Annotated in this window: 16 protein-coding genes; 10 read left to right on the top strand and 6 right to left on the bottom strand. The window is 67.7% G+C overall.

The window, feature by feature from the left end:
- The first annotated feature begins 8 nt into the window (after window positions 1-8).
- From VGC47_10625 to VGC47_10610, 4 genes are all read left to right on the top strand, one after another.
- Entirely contained in the window at window positions 9-1,796 is a 1,788-nt protein-coding gene (locus VGC47_10625; GenBank protein ID HEX9855761.1) for an ABC transporter substrate-binding protein, read from the top strand.
- A gap of 63 nt (window positions 1,797-1,859) precedes the next feature.
- A complete protein-coding gene (locus VGC47_10620; GenBank protein ID HEX9855760.1) occupies window positions 1,860-2,813 on the top strand; it encodes an ABC transporter permease in 954 nt (317 codons plus the stop codon).
- On the top strand, window positions 2,810-3,658 hold the full coding sequence (locus VGC47_10615) for an ABC transporter permease (GenBank protein HEX9855759.1): 849 nt from the start codon (window positions 2,810-2,812) through the stop codon (window positions 3,656-3,658). Before VGC47_10620 ends, VGC47_10615 begins: the two co-directional genes overlap by 4 nt.
- Before the next feature lie 7 nt (window positions 3,659-3,665).
- A complete protein-coding gene (locus tag VGC47_10610; protein HEX9855758.1) occupies window positions 3,666-5,693 on the top strand; it encodes an ABC transporter ATP-binding protein in 2,028 nt (675 codons plus the stop codon).
- Between the two features lie 36 nt (window positions 5,694-5,729).
- Here VGC47_10610 and VGC47_10605 read toward each other — a convergent pair whose 3' ends face one another.
- The 3 genes from VGC47_10605 to VGC47_10595 form a co-directional block, all read right to left on the bottom strand.
- Window positions 5,730-7,271 (bottom strand): trimethylamine methyltransferase family protein, encoded by a 1,542-nt coding sequence (locus tag VGC47_10605; GenBank protein ID HEX9855757.1) that lies wholly within the window; start codon window positions 7,269-7,271, stop codon window positions 5,730-5,732.
- Between the two features lie 177 nt (window positions 7,272-7,448).
- Window positions 7,449-8,903, bottom strand: a complete 1,455-nt coding sequence (locus tag VGC47_10600; GenBank protein HEX9855756.1) for a DUF4349 domain-containing protein — start codon at window positions 8,901-8,903, stop codon at window positions 7,449-7,451.
- Complete coding sequence (locus VGC47_10595) at window positions 8,900-9,373, bottom strand: sigma-70 family RNA polymerase sigma factor (GenBank protein ID HEX9855755.1); 474 nt, start codon at window positions 9,371-9,373, stop codon at window positions 8,900-8,902. The genes VGC47_10600 and VGC47_10595 overlap by 4 nt, the downstream gene beginning before the upstream one ends.
- A gap of 226 nt (window positions 9,374-9,599) precedes the next feature.
- Between VGC47_10595 and VGC47_10590 the strand changes: the two genes are divergently transcribed.
- From VGC47_10590 to VGC47_10575, 4 genes are all read left to right on the top strand, one after another.
- A complete protein-coding gene (locus VGC47_10590) occupies window positions 9,600-10,442 on the top strand; it encodes an extradiol ring-cleavage dioxygenase (protein ID HEX9855754.1) in 843 nt (280 codons plus the stop codon).
- Window positions 10,439-10,780, top strand: a complete 342-nt coding sequence (locus VGC47_10585; protein ID HEX9855753.1) for a hypothetical protein — start codon at window positions 10,439-10,441, stop codon at window positions 10,778-10,780. Before VGC47_10590 ends, VGC47_10585 begins: the two co-directional genes overlap by 4 nt.
- A gap of 99 nt (window positions 10,781-10,879) precedes the next feature.
- Entirely contained in the window at window positions 10,880-11,182 is a 303-nt protein-coding gene (locus VGC47_10580) for a hypothetical protein (protein ID HEX9855752.1), read from the top strand.
- A gap of 146 nt (window positions 11,183-11,328) precedes the next feature.
- A complete protein-coding gene (locus VGC47_10575; protein ID HEX9855751.1) occupies window positions 11,329-12,033 on the top strand; it encodes a GNAT family protein in 705 nt (234 codons plus the stop codon).
- A 6-nt stretch (window positions 12,034-12,039) separates the two neighbouring features.
- Here VGC47_10575 and VGC47_10570 read toward each other — a convergent pair whose 3' ends face one another.
- Together VGC47_10570 and VGC47_10565 are read right to left on the bottom strand one after the other, a co-directional pair.
- Window positions 12,040-13,005, bottom strand: a complete 966-nt coding sequence (locus tag VGC47_10570) for a pirin family protein (protein ID HEX9855750.1) — start codon at window positions 13,003-13,005, stop codon at window positions 12,040-12,042.
- Between the two features lie 25 nt (window positions 13,006-13,030).
- Window positions 13,031-13,426: a TIGR03618 family F420-dependent PPOX class oxidoreductase gene (locus VGC47_10565; GenBank protein HEX9855749.1), complete on the bottom strand. Its 396-nt coding sequence runs from the start codon at window positions 13,424-13,426 to the stop codon at window positions 13,031-13,033.
- 170 nt (window positions 13,427-13,596) lie between these two features.
- On the opposite strand from VGC47_10565, the gene VGC47_10560 reads away from it, so the two are divergent.
- Complete coding sequence (locus tag VGC47_10560) at window positions 13,597-14,499, top strand: acyl-CoA thioester hydrolase/BAAT C-terminal domain-containing protein (GenBank protein HEX9855748.1); 903 nt, start codon at window positions 13,597-13,599, stop codon at window positions 14,497-14,499.
- 44 nt (window positions 14,500-14,543) lie between these two features.
- Here VGC47_10560 and VGC47_10555 read toward each other — a convergent pair whose 3' ends face one another.
- Window positions 14,544-15,653 (bottom strand): acyltransferase, encoded by a 1,110-nt coding sequence (locus VGC47_10555; GenBank protein ID HEX9855747.1) that lies wholly within the window; start codon window positions 15,651-15,653, stop codon window positions 14,544-14,546.
- A gap of 83 nt (window positions 15,654-15,736) precedes the next feature.
- On the opposite strand from VGC47_10555, the gene VGC47_10550 reads away from it, so the two are divergent.
- Window positions 15,737-16,894, top strand: coding sequence for a hypothetical protein (locus VGC47_10550; protein HEX9855746.1), 1,158 nt, complete (start codon window positions 15,737-15,739; stop codon window positions 16,892-16,894).
- The last annotated feature ends 83 nt before the right edge of the window (window positions 16,895-16,977 follow it).

Here is a 16,977-nt window from a genome sequence, read left to right as displayed (position 1 = left end):
GTCCCCCAATGAACGACAAGCAGAGGCGGGTCGACGCGATCCGTCGGCGTTCGAGCCACATCGAGAATCACATCATCGACGAGTACTCCGCCGGCAAGATCAGCCGGCGGGACTTCATCCGGCGGGGCACGATCATCGGCATGAGCCTGCCTGCTCTCGGATTCTTGGCGGCGGCGTGCGGAGGCGACGGAGAAGGAACCACCACCGTTGCTCCCGGAACCACGGGGGCGCCCGGAACGACGGGGGCGCCCGGAACCACGGGGGCGCCGGGCACCACGGCGGCACCAACCACGGCGCCGCCCGCGGGTCCCGCAACGGTGCGCATCGGAGTGGCCCCGGGACCTGCTGTCGGTATCGACCCGGTGCTCATCAACGACGAAGCGGGCCTCTCGCTGCTGGGCCAGACGGCCCAGTACCTGACGTTCTCCGACTCCGAGCTCAACGTGGTTCCCGTCCTCGCCGAGAGCTGGGAGTCCAACGACACGCTCGACGTGTGGACGTTCACGCTCCGTGAAGGGGTGACATTCCACGACGGCACGCCGCTCACGGCGGCCGACGTCGCTGCCACGTTCAACGGTCCCATCGGCACCGGGAATGCCGGCTCGGCCTACGAGACGTACGGGGTGGAGGCCGAGAACGCGGCAGTGGTCGTGGACGATCGCACGGTCCAGTTCACGCTTGCCAGGCCAAACGGTGCTTTCCCGTTCTTCGTCAGCTCCGACAACTACAACGCGGTCATCCTCCCGGCATCGTTCTGGGAGACGTACGACGCGGGTACCTACGAGCAGAGTTTCATCGGGACCGGCCCATGGCTGAACGAGAGCTACGAGCCCGGGGTCTCAGCGGTGTACACCAAGAACCCGAACTACTGGGGTGACAACTCGAACCAGCCCGATCGCATGGAAGTGGCCTTCTTCGGGGACGAGTCCGCCATGATCACCCAGTTCCAGGGTGGGCTCCTCGACGTGCTCTACCGGGTCAGCTTCTCGAACGCGGAGACCCTCGAGTCGGGCGGCGCCACCACCCAAAGCGTGCCGACAGCTCAGCATCGCCAGATCTACATGGATGCGAGCCAACCGCCGTTCGGTGACAAGCGGGTACGGCAGGCGATGGCACTCATGCTCGACCGTCCGCTGCTCGTCCAGGGCCTGCTCGGTGGGTTCGGCATCGTGGGCAACGACCATCCCATCTGGGAGGTCTTCCCGATGTTCGACCCTGCGGCGGTCACGCAGAGAGAAGCCGACCTCGCCACGGCGCAGTCGCTGCTGGAGGCGGCTGGTGTGGGCGGAGGGTTCAGCGCCGCACTGGACACCCTCCAGTTCGCCGAGATGGAGGACCTCGCCCAGCTCGTCCAGGCGTCGGCGGCTCAGCTCAACGTGGACCTCACGGTGGGGGTCTACGACAGCGGAACGTACTACCAGGACTACTGGTGCAGCTTCCCGTACGAGGGCCCGTGCACACCCGGTGGCGTGCAGTCGATGGGCATCGTGAACTACGGCCATCGAGGGGTTCCCAATGTGTACATGGGGGCGCCGCTCCTGAGCGATGGGCAGTGGAACGCGTCGCATTGGGTGAACAGCGACTACGACCAGCTGTTCGCCGATTTCACCGCGGCTCCCGATCTGGACGTCCAGCGTCAGCTGGCCGGCCAGATCCAGGCGATGCTGTGGGACGAAGTGCCGTTCATCGTGCCGTACTTCATCGACTTCATCTCGGTGACCGTGCCCAACTTCCAAGGGCTCCAGGTCACGGGGATGGGCCACTATGACATCACGAACGCGGGGTTCACTGGCTGATCCCACCGACGCCGGGCGGCCCGGGTTTCGAGCGGAGCTCGAGACCCGGCTTGCCTCCGCCTGATGCCGAGGTACGTCGTTCGTCGAATCGGCCTGGCTCTGATCACGCTGGTCCTGATCAGCCTCCTCGTCTTCGCGGGGACCCAGATGCTTCCAGGTGACGTGGCGCGTCGAATCCTCGGTCCGTTCGCCACGCAGGAGGCGATCGACGCGCTCGCCGCCCGGCTCGGCACCGACCAGCCCCTGTACGTGCAGTACTGGTCGTGGATCTCCAACGCCGTCACCGGCGACCTCGGCACGTCGGTCAGCCTGTCGCGACCGGTGTCGGAGCTGCTCGGGAGGGCCCTCGTCAACTCGGCGAAGCTGGCTTCCGTGGCCTTCGTGATCGTGGTGCCGATCTCGATCCTCGGTGGCGTGATGGCGGCCCTGCGGCGCGGCCAGCTCACCGACAGGATCATCACGGTCGGTGGTCTGTCCGCCACGGTGATCCCGGAGTTCGTCTCGGGAATCGTGTTGATCCTCGTGTTCGCGATCTGGCTCGGCTGGCTACCCGGGACGGCGGCGGCCCCGCCAGGATCGGGGCTCCTGACGCAGCTGCGCTACCTCATCCTCCCGGCAATACCGCTCGTCCTCGTGCTGTTCGGGTACATCGCCAAGATCACGAGAGCAGGCGTCGTCGAAGCACTCGACGCCGACTACACCCGAACCGCGATCCTCAAAGGGCTACCCCGCCGCCAGGTGATCCGGCGCGAGGTGCTGCGTAACGCCTTGCTGCCGACGATCGCGGTCATCGCCTCGCAGATCGGCTACCTCATCGGCGGCCTTGTCGTCGTCGAGGTGCTGTTCAACTACCAGGGCATCGGACGGCTGCTGTTCGACGCCGCCCAGAAGGCCGACTTCCCGCTGCTCGCCGGTGGGGTCCTCGTCGTGGCGACCGCTTTCCAAGTGGCGATGCTGCTCGCCGACCTGGCGTATTCGTGGCTCAACCCCCGCATCCGCCTCGGAGGGGAAGCATGACGACTCAGACGGTGCCGAGGTCGGAACAGTGGAAGGTGCTGCGGGGCTCGGCGACGTTCTGGGTCGGGGGGACCATAACGGTCATGTGGATCTTCTTCGCCGTCTTCGGCTCGAGCGTCGCCCCGTTCGATCCGCTGGGGACGCCCCAGGACGTCCTGAATCGCCTCCAGCCACCATCGGCGGCGAACTGGTTCGGCACCGACGAGTTGGGCAGGGACGTGCTCTCGAGGGTCTTGGCCGGATCGAGGCAGGTGCTCACGGTGTCGCTCTCGGCCACCGTGCTCGGCACCGTGCTCGGCACGGCCGTCGGGCTCGTCGTCGGCTACTTCGGAGGAATCGTCGATGACATCGTCGGCAGGATCCTGGACGCCTTCTTGTCGATCCCGCTCGTCATCACGGGCATGCTTGCCCTGGCGGCGCTCGGGCCGACCACGTTCGGTGTCATCATCGTCATCGGGCTCGTCTTCATGCCGCTCATCGCCAAGACGGTGCGGGCCGCGGTGCTCGCCGAACGTCAGCTCGACTATGTGACGGCCGCCCGACTGCGGCGCGAGAACGTCTTCTACACCTTGTTCGTCGAGATACTGCCGAACGTCAGCAGCGTCATCACAGTCGAGTTCACGGTGCGGCTCGGGTATGCCATATTCACGGTGCTGGCACTGTCGTTTCTCGGCTTCGGCGTCGAGCCCTCCGTCCCGGACTGGGGACTGGCGATCTCGCAGCACTACGGCTATCTCACAGGTGATGTGTGGTGGCCCGTGCTCTTCCCCGCCCTGGCGATCGCGTCGCTCGTCGTCGGGGTGAACCTCCTGGCGGACGGCATCTCACAGGCACTCGAGTCGTAGGGGGAAGATGGCAACGGACCACGCGCTCGAGGTCGAGAACCTGTCGATCGACTACCGGATGGGCACGAGGTGGAAGACGGCCGTGCTCGACGTCAACTTCGTGATCCCGCGCGGCGAGTCGTTTGGGCTCGTCGGTGAGTCGGGGTGCGGCAAGACGACCATCGCCATGGCGATCATGCGCTACCTGCCTCGCAACGGCCGTGTCAGCGGGGGCGCAATCAAGCTCGATGGGCGCGACATCACGACGCTGTCGAGCCGCGAGCTCCGCGAGCTGAGAGTCCGCCGCCTATCGATGGTGTACCAGAACCCGGCGACGGCATTGAACCCTTCGATCAGGGTCGGCCGCCAGGTCGCAGACGTGTTCGAGCTCATGGGGGTACCCGGCGACGAGATCGACGGCCGAGTCATCGACGTTCTCCAGAGGGTCAAGATCGCCGATCCGGGGCGTGTCGTGCGCCGCTACCCGCACCAACTCTCGGGCGGGATGCTGCAGCGGGTCGTCATCGCCATGGCGATCGCCTCCGAGCCGGACCTTCTCGTCCTGGATGAGCCGACGACGGGCCTCGACGCCACCGTAGAAGCCGAGGTGCTCGACCTCGTCTCGGGGCTACGCGAGGAGATGGGCACGTCTGTGCTCTTCATCAGCCACAGCCTGGCGGTGATCAGGCAGATGTGCGACAGGGTCGGCGTGCTCTACGCCGGGCGTCTCGTCGCCGAGGGCAAGGCCGAGGACGTGTTCACCAACCCGATGCACCCGTACACGGTCGGGCTGCTGCGGTGCCTGCCGACCGGCCAGACCAGCCGCGCCCGGGCGAAGCTGGACACGATCCCCGGCTTCCTCCCGCCGCTCGGCGCCGACATCGCCGGCTGCGTCTACGCCGACCGATGCGGGATCGCCCAGGACATCTGCCATACCGTCCCACCACCCCGTCAGATCCTCGAAGGTGATCGCCAGTCGCTGTGCCACTTTCCCGAACAGTCACAAGGAATGCCACGGACGGTCGCCCCCGACCCGGCGGCCCGAAGGACGGACGAGGCTCTCCTGCTCGAGATCAAGGGCGCCTCGAAGACGTTCCAGCAGGACGGGCATCCCGTGTTCGCCTTGGCCGACGTCGATCTGTCGATACGTTCGGGCGAGACGGTTGGGCTCGTCGGCGAGTCCGGTTCGGGGAAGAGCACGCTCGCAAGGCTCATCCTCGGCATCCACTCCCCGGATGAGGGCTCTGTCGTCGAGTTGGGCGGGGAGGCGCTCGGGGAGCGCGTCACGGATCGTGCCGTCGAGCAGGTGAGGGCGATTCAAATGGTGTTCCAGGACCCGGACAGCGCCCTCAATCGCCGCCACAGCGTCCGCAGGATCGTGAGCCGGGCAGTGGAGCGGCTCCTCGACCTGGGCAGGAAAGAGGTCGCGGCGCGAACCAGGCGGCTGATCACCGAGGTGAGGATGGGTGAGCAGCACCTGTCGTCCAAGCCGAGGCATCTCTCCGGCGGCCTCAAGCAACGCGTCGCCGTTGCCAGGGCGTTCGCCGGCTCGCCGAAGCTCGTCGTCTGTGACGAGCCGACGTCGGCGCTCGACGTCTCGGTGCAGGCGGCGATCATCAACCTGCTCGCCGATCTCCAGGCCGAAGAGGGGGTCGCCTACCTGTTCATCTCGCACGATCTCAGCGTCGTGCGGTACCTCGCAGATCGGGTCGCCGTCATGTACCTCGGCAGGCTCATGGAAGTCGGGACCGGCGAGCGCGTGTTCGGAGGACCGCATCACCCGTATACGGAGGCGCTGCTGTCTGCCGCCCCTTCCGTCGAGGGGGAGACGCGAGTGAGGATCAGACTCACCGGAGAGATCCCGAGCCCGTCGAACCCGCCGTCCGGGTGTGTGTTCCACACCAGGTGCCATCGGTTCATCCCGGGGACATGCGACGTGACGGAGCCTCCGCTCGTCGAGGCAGAACCCGGCTACCAGCTTCGGTGCCACATCCCCGTCGCCGAGCTCGGCGCTCTGCAGCGCGCCGAGGCATCCGATGCGGCGGCGACCGGGTAGCGGGCACATCCCTTCGGGCTGCCGGGAGTCGCCTCGTCAGACGTCCGAGTCCGGGAAGGACCCCTTCCGCACCGCGATCCACTCACGGAGCTCTTCGTCCTTGGCGTCGTCGAATGCCGGCATCTCGTAGTCGGCCAGGAGTTGGTTCTTGATCGCGTTCGCCCGCGTGACTGGGTCCCGGGAGCCCTCGAGCTCCCACTGCTCGAAGCTGTTGTTGTCCGCCAGTTGGGAACGCCAGAAGGCGGTCTCGAAGTTGGCGAGCGTGTGCGGATTCCCGAGGAAGTGCTGCCCGGGGCCCGACTGGAGCATGGCGTCGAGGGCCTGGCCGTTCTCGGTGATGTCGACACCCGTCACGAGGCGCTCGGCTGCACCAGCCTGGTCGGCGTCGAGCACGAACTTCTCGTACCCCATCGTCAGCCCGCCCTCGAGCCAGCCGGCCGTGTGGAGCACGAAGTTGACGCCTGCCAGGAGCGTCGGGACGAAGGTGGCGGCCGACTCGTAGGCCGCCTGGTAGTCGGGGACCTTCGATGCGGTCAGGTTTCCCCCGCTGCGGAATGGCACGCCGAGGCGTCTGGCGAGCGCCGCCACCGTGTACAGCATCAGGGCGGGCTCGGGGGTCCCGAACGTCGGCGCCCCGGACTGCATCGACATCGATGAGGCGAACGACCCGAACACCACCGGAGCGCCCGGGCGAACCATCTGGCAGAACGCCATACCGGCCATCGCCTCGGCCAAGGTCTGGGTGGCGGCCGCGGCCGCGGTCACCGGCGCCATCGCGCCCGCCAAGATGAACGGCGTCACCAGGGTCGCCTGGTTGTTCTCGGCGTACACCTTGGCGGACCCGAGCATGTTGAAGTCCCACGACATCGGGGAGTTGGCGTTCGCCAGGCTGAGGAGCACCGTGTTCTGGTCGACGAATTCGTCGCCGAAGACGATCTTGACCATGTCGATCGTGTCCTGGGCACGGCTCGGATGGGTGACCGAGCCCATGAACGGCCGGTCGTGGTACCGGATGTGCGCGTACACCATGTCGAAGTGCCGCTTGTTGACGGGGAGGTCGACGGGCTCGCAGAGCGTCCCTCCTCCGTGGTGGAGCTGGGGCGACATGTGCGTCAGCTTGGCGAAGCTCCGGAAGTCCTCGATGGTGGCGTAGCGGCGGCCGCCCTCGAGGTCGCGGACGAACGGCGACCCGTAGGCGGGAGCGAACACCAGGTGGGGGTCGCCGATCGTCACCGTGTTCTCCGGGTTGCGGGCGATTTGGGTGAACGACTTGGGGGCCGTGGCCTGGATGGTCGACCGGCACAGCCCGCGCGGGAATCGGACTCGCGTCCCCTCGACGTCGGCGCCGTGTGCCGCGTAGATCGTGAGAGCCTCGGGGTAGTTGCCGACCTCGATCCCGACCGTCTCGAGGAGCGTCTCGGCGTTGTCCTCGATGATGGCGAGCCCCTCGTCGCCGACCACCTCGACCGGCCGGAGCGTCCTGGTGAGGAAGGGGATCCGCTCGACGGCCTCGGCGGTCCTGGCGGCATGCCTGGCTGCCCTGCCTCCGGATCGCCGCGATGCACGGTCAGCCGTCACGGTTGCTGTCCTCGGTCGGTCTGTTCCACGATGCGGAACTGTTCTGTATCGCGGAACGGTAGTGGGCGGCTTTGGTGCTGTCGAACTGCCGAGCCGCCGCGGTGGCGCACGGGTGGCCGGTCGTACCAGGTACCCACCATCTCCGACCTCGCGGAGGGATTGCTGCGCTTCGGCTCGTCAGATCGGCCGAGCCTTGCGGCGACGCCAGACCATGGCGATGCCGACGAGCACGAATGCCCACGTGAAAGGAAGGAGTGCCCCGGCGACGAGCGAGGCGAACACGGCGGCGGACCGCAGTGCCCGCCCACCGGCCCCCAAGCCGGCTCGGAAGCCTGGCTGCACCTCGGGCTGATCGGTCATGACGACCGCGCTTGCCTGGCCAGAGATGCTCGATCCGGCGATCGCGTCGCCGGAGTCGGCGATCGGCGTCGCCGACATCCTCGACTGGGTTCGCAGCTCCCGATCGACCTCGATCTCAGCGGCCAGGAACACGGATTGGCCGGGGGGGAGCGGCCTTGCCGGATCGCCGGCGACGGAGATGAGGTCAGCCGTCTCCACCTCGAGCACCGTGTCGCTCACCCGGATGTCATCGATGGCGACGTCACCCCGGTTGCGCACCTCGAAGCAGACGGTGACGTCTTCTCCCTGCGTGACGCTGACGGTGTCGGAGCCGGGACACGATGCGCCCCGGTCGTGCCCGGGGTATGCCGTGACGACGAGGCGAGCGTCCGGGTTCACGAGCGCCCGGCGCAGCGTGACGGTGATCGAAGCCATCGAGACTTGGGCGTCGATGGTGCGCAGTCGGCCCCGCAGCCGCTCGAGCTCGGTTTCCCTGTCGAGGAGCTCCTCCTCCACCTTGGCGATGTCGGCGACGTCACCCGCGGTGCCCATCAGCTCGCGCAGGCGGAGAACGCTCGCCTCGGCGGTCGAGATGCGGCTCTGCAAGTCGACGACGGTGTCGGTGACGTCATCCGCAGAGCGGTTCTGCTCACGAAGCTCACCGATGGTGCCGAGGCCGGTGAGGGCGGCTTCGAACCGCTCGGGGAGGACGCGGAACGTCAGGACACTGGTCGGCTCGGGACCGCCTCTGGTCACCTCGCCGAACAGGACGCCGCCGAGGGACTCGACGACGGCCGTCGCCTCGGCGACGGCGGTCGGGACGTCGGCCACGGCGACAGACATGTCTGCGGTGTAGATGATCGAGCGATTGGCGGTCGGGGACGATCCACCGGGAGGCGGGGCAGTCGTGTCGGTCGACTCCTGTAACACTCCGTCCGGGCTCCCGCTCGAGCCCGGGTCCGCGGTCGTGCCGGGCGCCGACGTCGTCTCGGATGCTGCGGCCGTCGTCACCGGGCTCTCTGAGTCCGCACCGTCCAGAAACGACGAGATCCGGGCGAAGTTGTTCGACACGGGCATCGATCCGAGCGTCGCGGCGAGCAGCGCCACCAGAACGACGGCGCCCGACGGAACCGCCCAGCGCAGCCAGCGCAGCCTGGGGCGCCGACTCGGCACGGCAGCGTCCGTCCTGGTGATCTCGGCGCGGTCCAGTGCCTCGTCGGCCGACACGTGATCGACGAGGCTCGTGAGGTGATCGCCGTAGGCGTCGAGTTGGCGTTCGAGGTCGACTGTCATGCCTCACCTCCGAGGGCGGCGCGCAATTTGGCGAGTCCCCGCTCGCAGTGCTTCTGGACGGTGCCGTGGGAGAGGCCGGTCACCGCACTGATCTCGGCCTGGGTCCACCCGAACGAGTGAACGAGCAGGACGATGACCCGTTGCCGCTCGGGGAGGCTGGCGAGCGCCGCCGGGAGCGCCGGCTCGACCCACGGCATGCTGTCCGACGGTGGCGGCGGGAAGGCGGGTTGTCTGCGCCCGAAGAGGCGACGTGCCCTCGTTTGCGCCACCCGGTAGAGGTAACCGGCCGGGTTGTCCATGCTGGCGAGCTGCTCCCAGTGCTCCCACGCATATACGAGAGCCTCGGCCGTCGCCTCACGGGCGTCTTCGAGACCCCACGAGCCGATCAAGGCGGCATGGAGCCGCGGCTCGACGTCGGCGACGAAACCGATGAACGTCTCGCTGCGGGTGTCGTTCTGCAGCAGGGTCACTCCAGTCACTCGACCCATAGAGCATCGGCGGGCGGATTCCACGACATGGAATCTCCGCCGTCACGATATCCGCACGAGAGCGCTGCTCGGATGGCGGCGGCACCCCGGGGGGGCCGGCCGGGCCCGGCCCGTGGACACGCCCCAGATCGCTCGACACCTGCGCGCAGAGTCGACACAGACCAGGATGCGATCATGCGTGGCGTGATCGCCGACCTCGGATCGCTCGTTGGCTGAGATCGTGTGCGCCCTCGGCGCGCCGCACACACCTCTCCTCTGGAGGACGATGGTCGACCCGGTTCCGGGAGACCTCGCCGAGGTTGCCGCGGCGTTCGATCGATCGCGCCGGCGCCTGGCCGCCGCCGAGCCCGATGCCATCGTCTTCGTGGCTTCCGACCACTTCAGGCAGCTCGTCACGTCCAACATGCCCGCCTTCATGGTCGGGAAGGCCCCGTCGATGCGGGGTACCCACCCGAACGAGGTACGTGAGTTCGGACTGCCGGTCCGGGAGGTTCCCGGGGACCCCGACCTCGCCAGGGACCTGCTCGGCCGGCACCAGCTACCGGACGGCTTCGACTTCGCCTTCTCCGACGAGCCGTGGCTCGACCACGCCTTCATGGTCCCGCTCTTGTACCTGCGTCCCCAGCTCGACGTGCCGTTGGTGCCGATCTTCACGAACTGCAACGCCCCGCCGCTGCCCGGCGCCGCTCGTTTCGCAGCCCTCGGCGAGCACATCCGCACCACGATCCAGAGGTCGTCACTCGAACGGCGGGTCGCCGTCCTCGCCACCGGCCACCTCGCCTTCGAGCTCGGTGGACCCCGCCAGCTCTCGGGAGGCTCGCCGGGGCCCGACTTCGACGAGGAGGCCCTCGGCTGGATCAGAGCGGGCGACGTCGCCGGCGCGGTGGCCGGGTGCACGTACGAGCGTCTCCTCGATGCGGGGAACCTGACGTTCCAGTTCCTCAACTTCATCGCCCTCATGGCGGCGGCGGGTGCCGGGCCACCTGAGCTCGCCGAAGCGGTGCACTGCCGGTTCGGCCCCGAGCCGTTCATGACGTGGGGTTCGACGTGAGCCGCTACATGATCGACAAGCTGATGTGGGAGATCGATCGAAGCGACGAGGCGCTCGATTCCTTCGTCGAGGATCCGGCGGCGTTCGTCGCGGCGTGGGAAGGTGCCGCCTCGGCTCCCGAGCCTCCATACCCGCTGGGCGGCTCCCTCACGGGCGAGGAACGAGACGCCTTCGAGGCATGGGACTATGAGCGGTTGTACGCCCTCGGAGCCCACCCCTATCTGTTGTGGCACTTCGTCAGGGCGATCCACGGGCCCGGAGGGACGCCGGTCGGCGAGTTGAGCGAGGCGTTCAAGGCGGCCGTCGCTCCACACGGCTACCCGGAGTTCGCCACGTGACCTGTCGAGGCCCCCTTCACTGTCCCTCTTCACTGCGACCACTCATAGTGGTATGTTGAACGCGGTTGGTGACCGTGCGCGAGCGGAAAGGGACGCAACATGAGAGAGGCGCGCGCCGGGCGAATCGCCGTGGCCGTTCTCGGGACCGGGCTCTTGGTCGCCGCCATCGGCGGGGGAGCATTGGCGACATCGGCCGACGAGAACGGCGAGCACACCGTCCGGATCTGTCACGTCACCGAGTCGGACGGCAACCCGTACGTCGAGATGACGGTCGACGTCGCCGCATTCGACGGCGAGGGTTCGAGCGATCACACCCACCACGTCGCCAAGGACGGTCGGATGGATGTCCAACTCGCTGAGGGCGAGTCGTGCCCGACGGTCGGAGGCGGCGGATCGGGCTGAGCGTCAGCTCAGATCGAGCTCCCAGCTCTGGCCGACGAGGTCGTGGGCCGAAGCTGCGGTGAGGCTCCTCGTCGACGAGCGTGGCCGATGCCGAGCCGGCGTGCTCAGAGCGAGACGACCGGCCGCAACGTCTACCGTCAGCCGCCATGTCCGACGAGGACCGCATCAACGAGCTCGGCCAAGCGATCGGCCGGGAGGTGGCCGGGTGGACGCGGCGGCAGATGCCGCCGCGTCGCCCCATCGTCGGCCGGTACACGCTCGTCGATCCACTCGACCCGAGCCGGCACGGGGACGATCTCTTCGCGGCGTACTCGGAGGACGCCACCGGGGCGATGTGGACGTACATGGCCTACGGGCCCTTCGAGGATCGGGAGCAGTTCGACGAGTGGCTGCGACTGTGTGCCGCCGGCGACGACCCGCTGTTCCACTCGATCGTCGACGCTGCCACCGGCAGGGCACTCGGGCTGGCGTCCTACCTTCGCATCGACCCGGGCGGCGGGGTGATCGAAGTCGGCCACATCTCGTATTCCCCGGCCTTGCAGCGCACCAGGACGGCGACCGAGGCGATGTACCTGATGATGCGCCGGGTCTTCGACGAGCTCGGCTATCGCCGCTACGAGTGGAAGGCGGATGCGTTGAACCGGGCGTCGGCGTCGGCGGCGGCGCGTCTCGGCTTCACGTACGAGGGAACGTTCCGCCAGGCGACGATGTACAAGGGCCGCAACCGCGACACCGCCTGGTACTCGATGATCGACTCGGAATGGCCGGCGCGCCGCCAGGCGCTCGAAGCCTGGCTCGACCCTGGGAGCTTCGACGAGGACGGCAGGCAGCGATCGCCGCTGGGGCGTTGAAGGGTCCTACGTGCGACGGGCCTGCGGGGGAGGGATCCGGCCGAGCCTTCCGGCGTTGAAGTCCTCGAATGCCTGCACGAGCTCGTCTCTCGTGTTCATGACGAACGGCCCGTGCCAGGCGACCGGCTCGCCAATCGGCCTGCCGCCGAGCACGAGGACGTCCATGTCGGGGCTCCGTGACTCCTGGCGCCGGTTGGCCGTCACCGTGACCGAGTCGCCGGGGCCGAACGCGACGAGCTGGCCCGTTCCCGCCGGTCGGCCGTCGGGTCCGAACGTTCCACTGCCGTTGAGGACGTAGATCAGGGCGTTGAACTCGGGCCGCCACGGCAACCTCAGCCGCGAGCCGGCATTGAGGGTGGCGTGGATCATCGTGATCGGCGTGTGGGTGTCGCCCGGTCCGCGATGACCGGCGACGTCGCCCGCGATGAGCCGGACGAGGGCCCCGCCGTCCGGCGAGGTGAGCAGCACGACCTCGGCGCCCCTGAGGTCCTGGTAGCGGGGGGCGATGAACTTGTCCCGGGCGGGGAGGTTGACCCACAACTGGAACCCGTGAAACAGCCCTCCGCTCATCACGAGCGCCTCGGGCGGCGCCTCGATATGGAGCAGGCCGGAGCCTGCCGTCATCCATTGGGTGTCGCCGTTCGTGATGACGCCGCCGCCGCCTTCCGAGTCCTGGTGCTCGAAGGTGCCGTCGATCATGTAGGTGACGGTCTCGAACCCACGGTGCGGGTGCCACGGCGTCCCCTTCGGCTCACCGGGTGCGTAGTCCACCTCGCCCATCTGGTCGAGGTGGATGAAGGGATCGAGGTCTGCCATGTCGACGCCTGCGAACGCCCTGCGGACGGGGAATCCCTCGCCCTCGAAGCCCGAGGGGGCGGTCGTGATCGACTTGACGGGACGCTCGACGGCCTCCAGCCCTGGTTCGTCCACTCGGGGGAGTGTCAGTGTGCTCTCGACGGTGACGGCCGGCATTGCTGCTACCTCTCTCCTGTCCGCATCAGGCGGGTGGGAAGCTGAAGACCCGATCAGGCTCGATCACGAGGATCACTCGCTCCGACTGGATGGGGTTCGGGTAGTCGTCGACTCCCATGTACTTCTTGGCCAGCTTGTCGATGTGGGAGCGAGCCTCGGTCCCAGTGATCGTGTCGACGAGCTTGCCCCGCACCTCGACCCAATTCCAGTGGTTGTCGTGATCCATGATCGTGACGGTCACCATCGGATGCTTCTTCAAGTTCTTCATCTTCTGGCGGTGGATCTCGGTGTTCACGAGCACGTGCTCACCGTCCGAGTCGACCCAAACCGGCTGCGTCTGGATGTGACCGTTCGGCATGACGGTCGAGATCATTCCCAGGTTGGGCCCCGTCGCCAGCGCCACCGCCTTGTCGTTCAACATGCCGGCATCCTCCATATTCCGTCGGGCGCCCACCGGCGCGTCTCGGCCACAAGGTAGCCTGCAAACGTTGGCAACCAGGACGCGGCGGTCGCCGGCGATGGCACCGACGGTGGTACGCGGCCACGAGGCGACGTGGGCCGAATCGGGTCGATCGAGAGAGGAGGTCACCCATGGACGCGGCGAATGTGACCGTCACCGAGCCTGTCGCAGGCTCGGACGTCCCTGTGCGACTCGCCTACGTCGAGGTATGGGACGGGCTGTACGCACCGATCGGGCTTCGGGTCCCCGCCGAGGGTGGCCCGCATCCTGTCGTCGTGCTGGCGTCCGGCAACGGAGGCGGCGGGATGGCGTGGATTCGCGACGCCGTCGCCAACCGCGGATGGATCATGGAGCGCCTCCTCGAGGCCGGTATGGCGTGCGCCTGGATCCGCTACCGGACGGAGGTCGAGCTCGGCTACCACAACGGAGGCCCTCTGGTGCGCGACATGCGGCAGGGGAGAGGCCTGTTCAACCGCTCACCGCTCGAGTACGAGGACGAGATCGCCATCGTCGATCACCTCAAGTCGCTTCGAGAGATCGACGCAGACAGGGTCGGGCTCATCGGCATGAGCCACGGAGGGGAGATGGTGCTGAAGATCACCTCGGAGTACGACGGCGTGCGGGCCGCGGTCGCTTCCGAGCCCGCCGCCCATGAGTTCCTCGCCCTCACCCCGGACGACACGGCGTTCGTGAACCAGGAGACACGCCTGCGGAACATCGAGGACATGCAGATGGCAGAGGTCGACAAGGTCAGGCGAAGGATCGACATGGATATCGCCGCCAAGCGGATCGCCACCATCGACACTCCGATCCTCGTCATGGGCCGGGAGGAAGACCACCTGCAAGGCATCTTCCGCACGAGCTACGAGCTACTCGCCGAGGCGGGCAAGGACGTCGAGTGGGTGTCGTACGACCATCCGCTCCACGGCTACGTGTTCCCGATGCGGGGACCGGACGGAGCGTACGAGGTCGACGTCGTGCAGCACCAGGCCGTCGGCCACGTCATCGACTGGCTGGGAGCCAAGCTCGGCTAGTTGGCGCCGCCGGTCCGGCATGGCGGCGAACCCACTCCCCGAACCTACTCGAGCCGCTCGGAGGCGCCTTGGCGGGAGCCGAGCTTCCCGTAGAGAGCCAGGAAGGGGAGCGTCGCCAGCGCCGGCCCGATCAGCCACAACGGCCTCGTGAGCCACCAATGTGCGGTCGGCTGCGAAGGCGGCCGGTACCCGAAGGCCACGAAGGCGACTGCCACCACGGCGGCCATCGCCGTCGTGTGGAAGAGGTAGAGGGCGAGGGCGTTCGCATTCACCCAGGCTGCGGTCCGCTGCCAGGCGGCGCTCGTGGCCAGCCGCCCGAGCACCCACTCTCGAAGCAGCAGCACCAGTCCGACCTGGAGGAGGATCAAGGCGACGATCGCCAGCGTGGGTGGTCCCATGTTCGAGAAGCGCTCCCCGGGCACGCCCACCACCGAGCGGGGGTAGAAACCCATGTTCGTCAGCGCAACCAGCGCGAAGAACCCCGACCAGGCGAACATCCAGCCGACCCGGCGCGGGGCCGCGGCGAGCTTGTCGTAGAAGAACCCGAGCTGGTGGGCGAGGCCCCAGATCACGATGAAGTTGACCCACGCCGCCCACCCCTGCTCGTGGGCGAAGCGGAGCACGTCCAGCACGGCAGCGAGCCCGATGAGCCAGACGATCACCAGCTCACCCCACCGCCAGTGGGCTCGAACCGCCACCGGGGCGATCGCCACGAGCACGAGGTACACCACCAGGAACCACAGCGGGGAGAGCACGAGGATCACGGCCGGCCAGATCCACTGGCCCCCGACCAACATCCGGAGCAGGAAGCCGACGCCGATCCAGACGGCGACGAGCCCGAGGGCCGGTGCCAGGAGGCGCTGGATCCGCCGCTTCAGGAATCGCCGCGACGTCCCCGGCGTGTAGTGGTCGAAAGCCAGACGGTGGGTGAAGCCGCCGACGAAGAAGAAGACGGGCATCACCTGCAAGACCCAGGTGGCCGCCCACATCCCACGCGTGAAGCCGATCGGGTTCGAAGGCGACACGGTCGTCGGAGACACCTCGAGGATCGTGAATACCCAATGCCACACGACGACGATGACGAGCGAGAAGGCGCGCAGGAAGTCGACGTAAGCGTCGCGCCCGGTCGCCCGGATCGTCGTTTCGCTCGTCACGGAGATGCAGCCTCCTGGTGGTCGTCGCCGCCAGGTTGGTCACGACACGCCTTTCGCACAACGACTCGTGTTACGTTGGCCGTGTGACCTCGGACGGCAAGAGCGGCCTGCGCCGCGCCGCGACCCGGTTCTTCGACAGCCGAGCGGCCTACATGATGTTCGTCACGACGACGACGGAGAAGGCGACGGTGGCGGCGCGGGTTGGCGAAGAGCTCGACCACATCGGCCCTGGGCGCCACGGCCTGCGGGTCCTCGACGCCGGCATGGGCGACGCCTCCGTCCTCTCGTACGTGATGCGCGGCATGCACCGGCAGTTCACCCACATCCCTTGGCTCGTCGTCGGCAAGGAGATCAGCATCGAGGACGTTCGCCAGGCACTCGAACGCCTGCCCGACCGCCTCTACGAGCACCCTGAGATGGTGTTCGTGGTCACGAACATGAACTACGGCGAAGCCCCGTCCTTCACGCCGCGGGGCGAGAACCAGGGCCGCCCCGTGACGTGGCGGCACGTTCCACTCGAGGGTGGGACGACCCACGACTTCGCCGGTCAGATCAGGGCGTTGTATCCCACGTTGGCAGCCGACTGGAAGGTCGAGACGGACAGGGCGTCGGGGAATCCGAAGTACATGCAGCCGACCGTCGTCGTCCTGCACCGCCGGGACAGGCAGTTCATCCTCGACCCGCTGATCCCGAGGCCGGATCGAACCGAGGATGGCTACGACCTCGTCATCGCCTCGCATCCATACCGGGCGCGCACACCCCCAGACCGCAAGGCGCGCCTCGTCGTCGTGCCGATGGTGAGCGCCCTCGCACCGGGGGGCCGGCTGGTGACGGTGCACGCATACGGCCACGATCCGGGCCTCGAGATCATCAGGGGCGTGTGGCCCGACGAGAACCCGTTCGACAACGGGCGCAAGGAGATCATCGGAGCGGCTCGCCGGCTGCTCGGCAGCGAGGCAGCCGGCTACGAGTTCCACGACTCGACAGACGAGGAAGCGGTGTTCCGGTACGACCTCCATGCGATGCCTTCGGAGGCAGAGGAGCACATCGGGACGAGCTCGATCCTCGCTGCTTGGAACGCAGCCGCATACGTGGCCCAGATCGACGAGGTGCGCCTCGGAGAGGCGGTGTCCAGCGGGCGCTACATCGAGGCGACGAGGAATGTGATCGACAAGTATCGCGGCGTCTGGTTCTTCGACGAGGCGTATACGATCTCGCGCCGGGCCGAGCCGCCCGCCTGAGCGTCTCCGTCGGCGTGGATCCCGGTCCGGCACGTGGCGGGAGGACGGTGCCCTCCCGTAGTCTGGCCTCCCGCATCCGCTTG

This window comes from Acidimicrobiia bacterium, from assembly GCA_036396535.1.
GTDB lineage: Bacteria > Actinomycetota > Acidimicrobiia > Spongiisociales > UBA5794 > DASWKR01.
Note: the sequence above shows the minus strand (reverse complement) of the source record. Positions and strands in the feature narration are given on the sequence as shown.

Coding starts and splice junctions, on each gene's coding strand:
- VGC47_10625 (HEX9855761.1), top strand. CDS start 9: ATGAACGACAAGCAGAGGCGGGTCGACGCGATCCGTCGGCGTTCGAGC.
- VGC47_10620 (HEX9855760.1), top strand. CDS start 1,860: ATGCCGAGGTACGTCGTTCGTCGAATCGGCCTGGCTCTGATCACGCTG.
- VGC47_10615 (HEX9855759.1), top strand. CDS start 2,810: ATGACGACTCAGACGGTGCCGAGGTCGGAACAGTGGAAGGTGCTGCGG.
- VGC47_10610 (HEX9855758.1), top strand. CDS start 3,666: ATGGCAACGGACCACGCGCTCGAGGTCGAGAACCTGTCGATCGACTAC.
- VGC47_10600 (HEX9855756.1), bottom strand. CDS start 8,903: ATGACAGTCGACCTCGAACGCCAACTCGACGCCTACGGCGATCACCTC.
- VGC47_10580 (HEX9855752.1), top strand. CDS start 10,880: ATGAGAGAGGCGCGCGCCGGGCGAATCGCCGTGGCCGTTCTCGGGACC.
- VGC47_10575 (HEX9855751.1), top strand. CDS start 11,329: ATGTCCGACGAGGACCGCATCAACGAGCTCGGCCAAGCGATCGGCCGG.
- VGC47_10570 (HEX9855750.1), bottom strand. CDS start 13,005: ATGCCGGCCGTCACCGTCGAGAGCACACTGACACTCCCCCGAGTGGAC.
- VGC47_10565 (HEX9855749.1), bottom strand. CDS start 13,426: ATGTTGAACGACAAGGCGGTGGCGCTGGCGACGGGGCCCAACCTGGGA.
- VGC47_10560 (HEX9855748.1), top strand. CDS start 13,597: ATGGACGCGGCGAATGTGACCGTCACCGAGCCTGTCGCAGGCTCGGAC.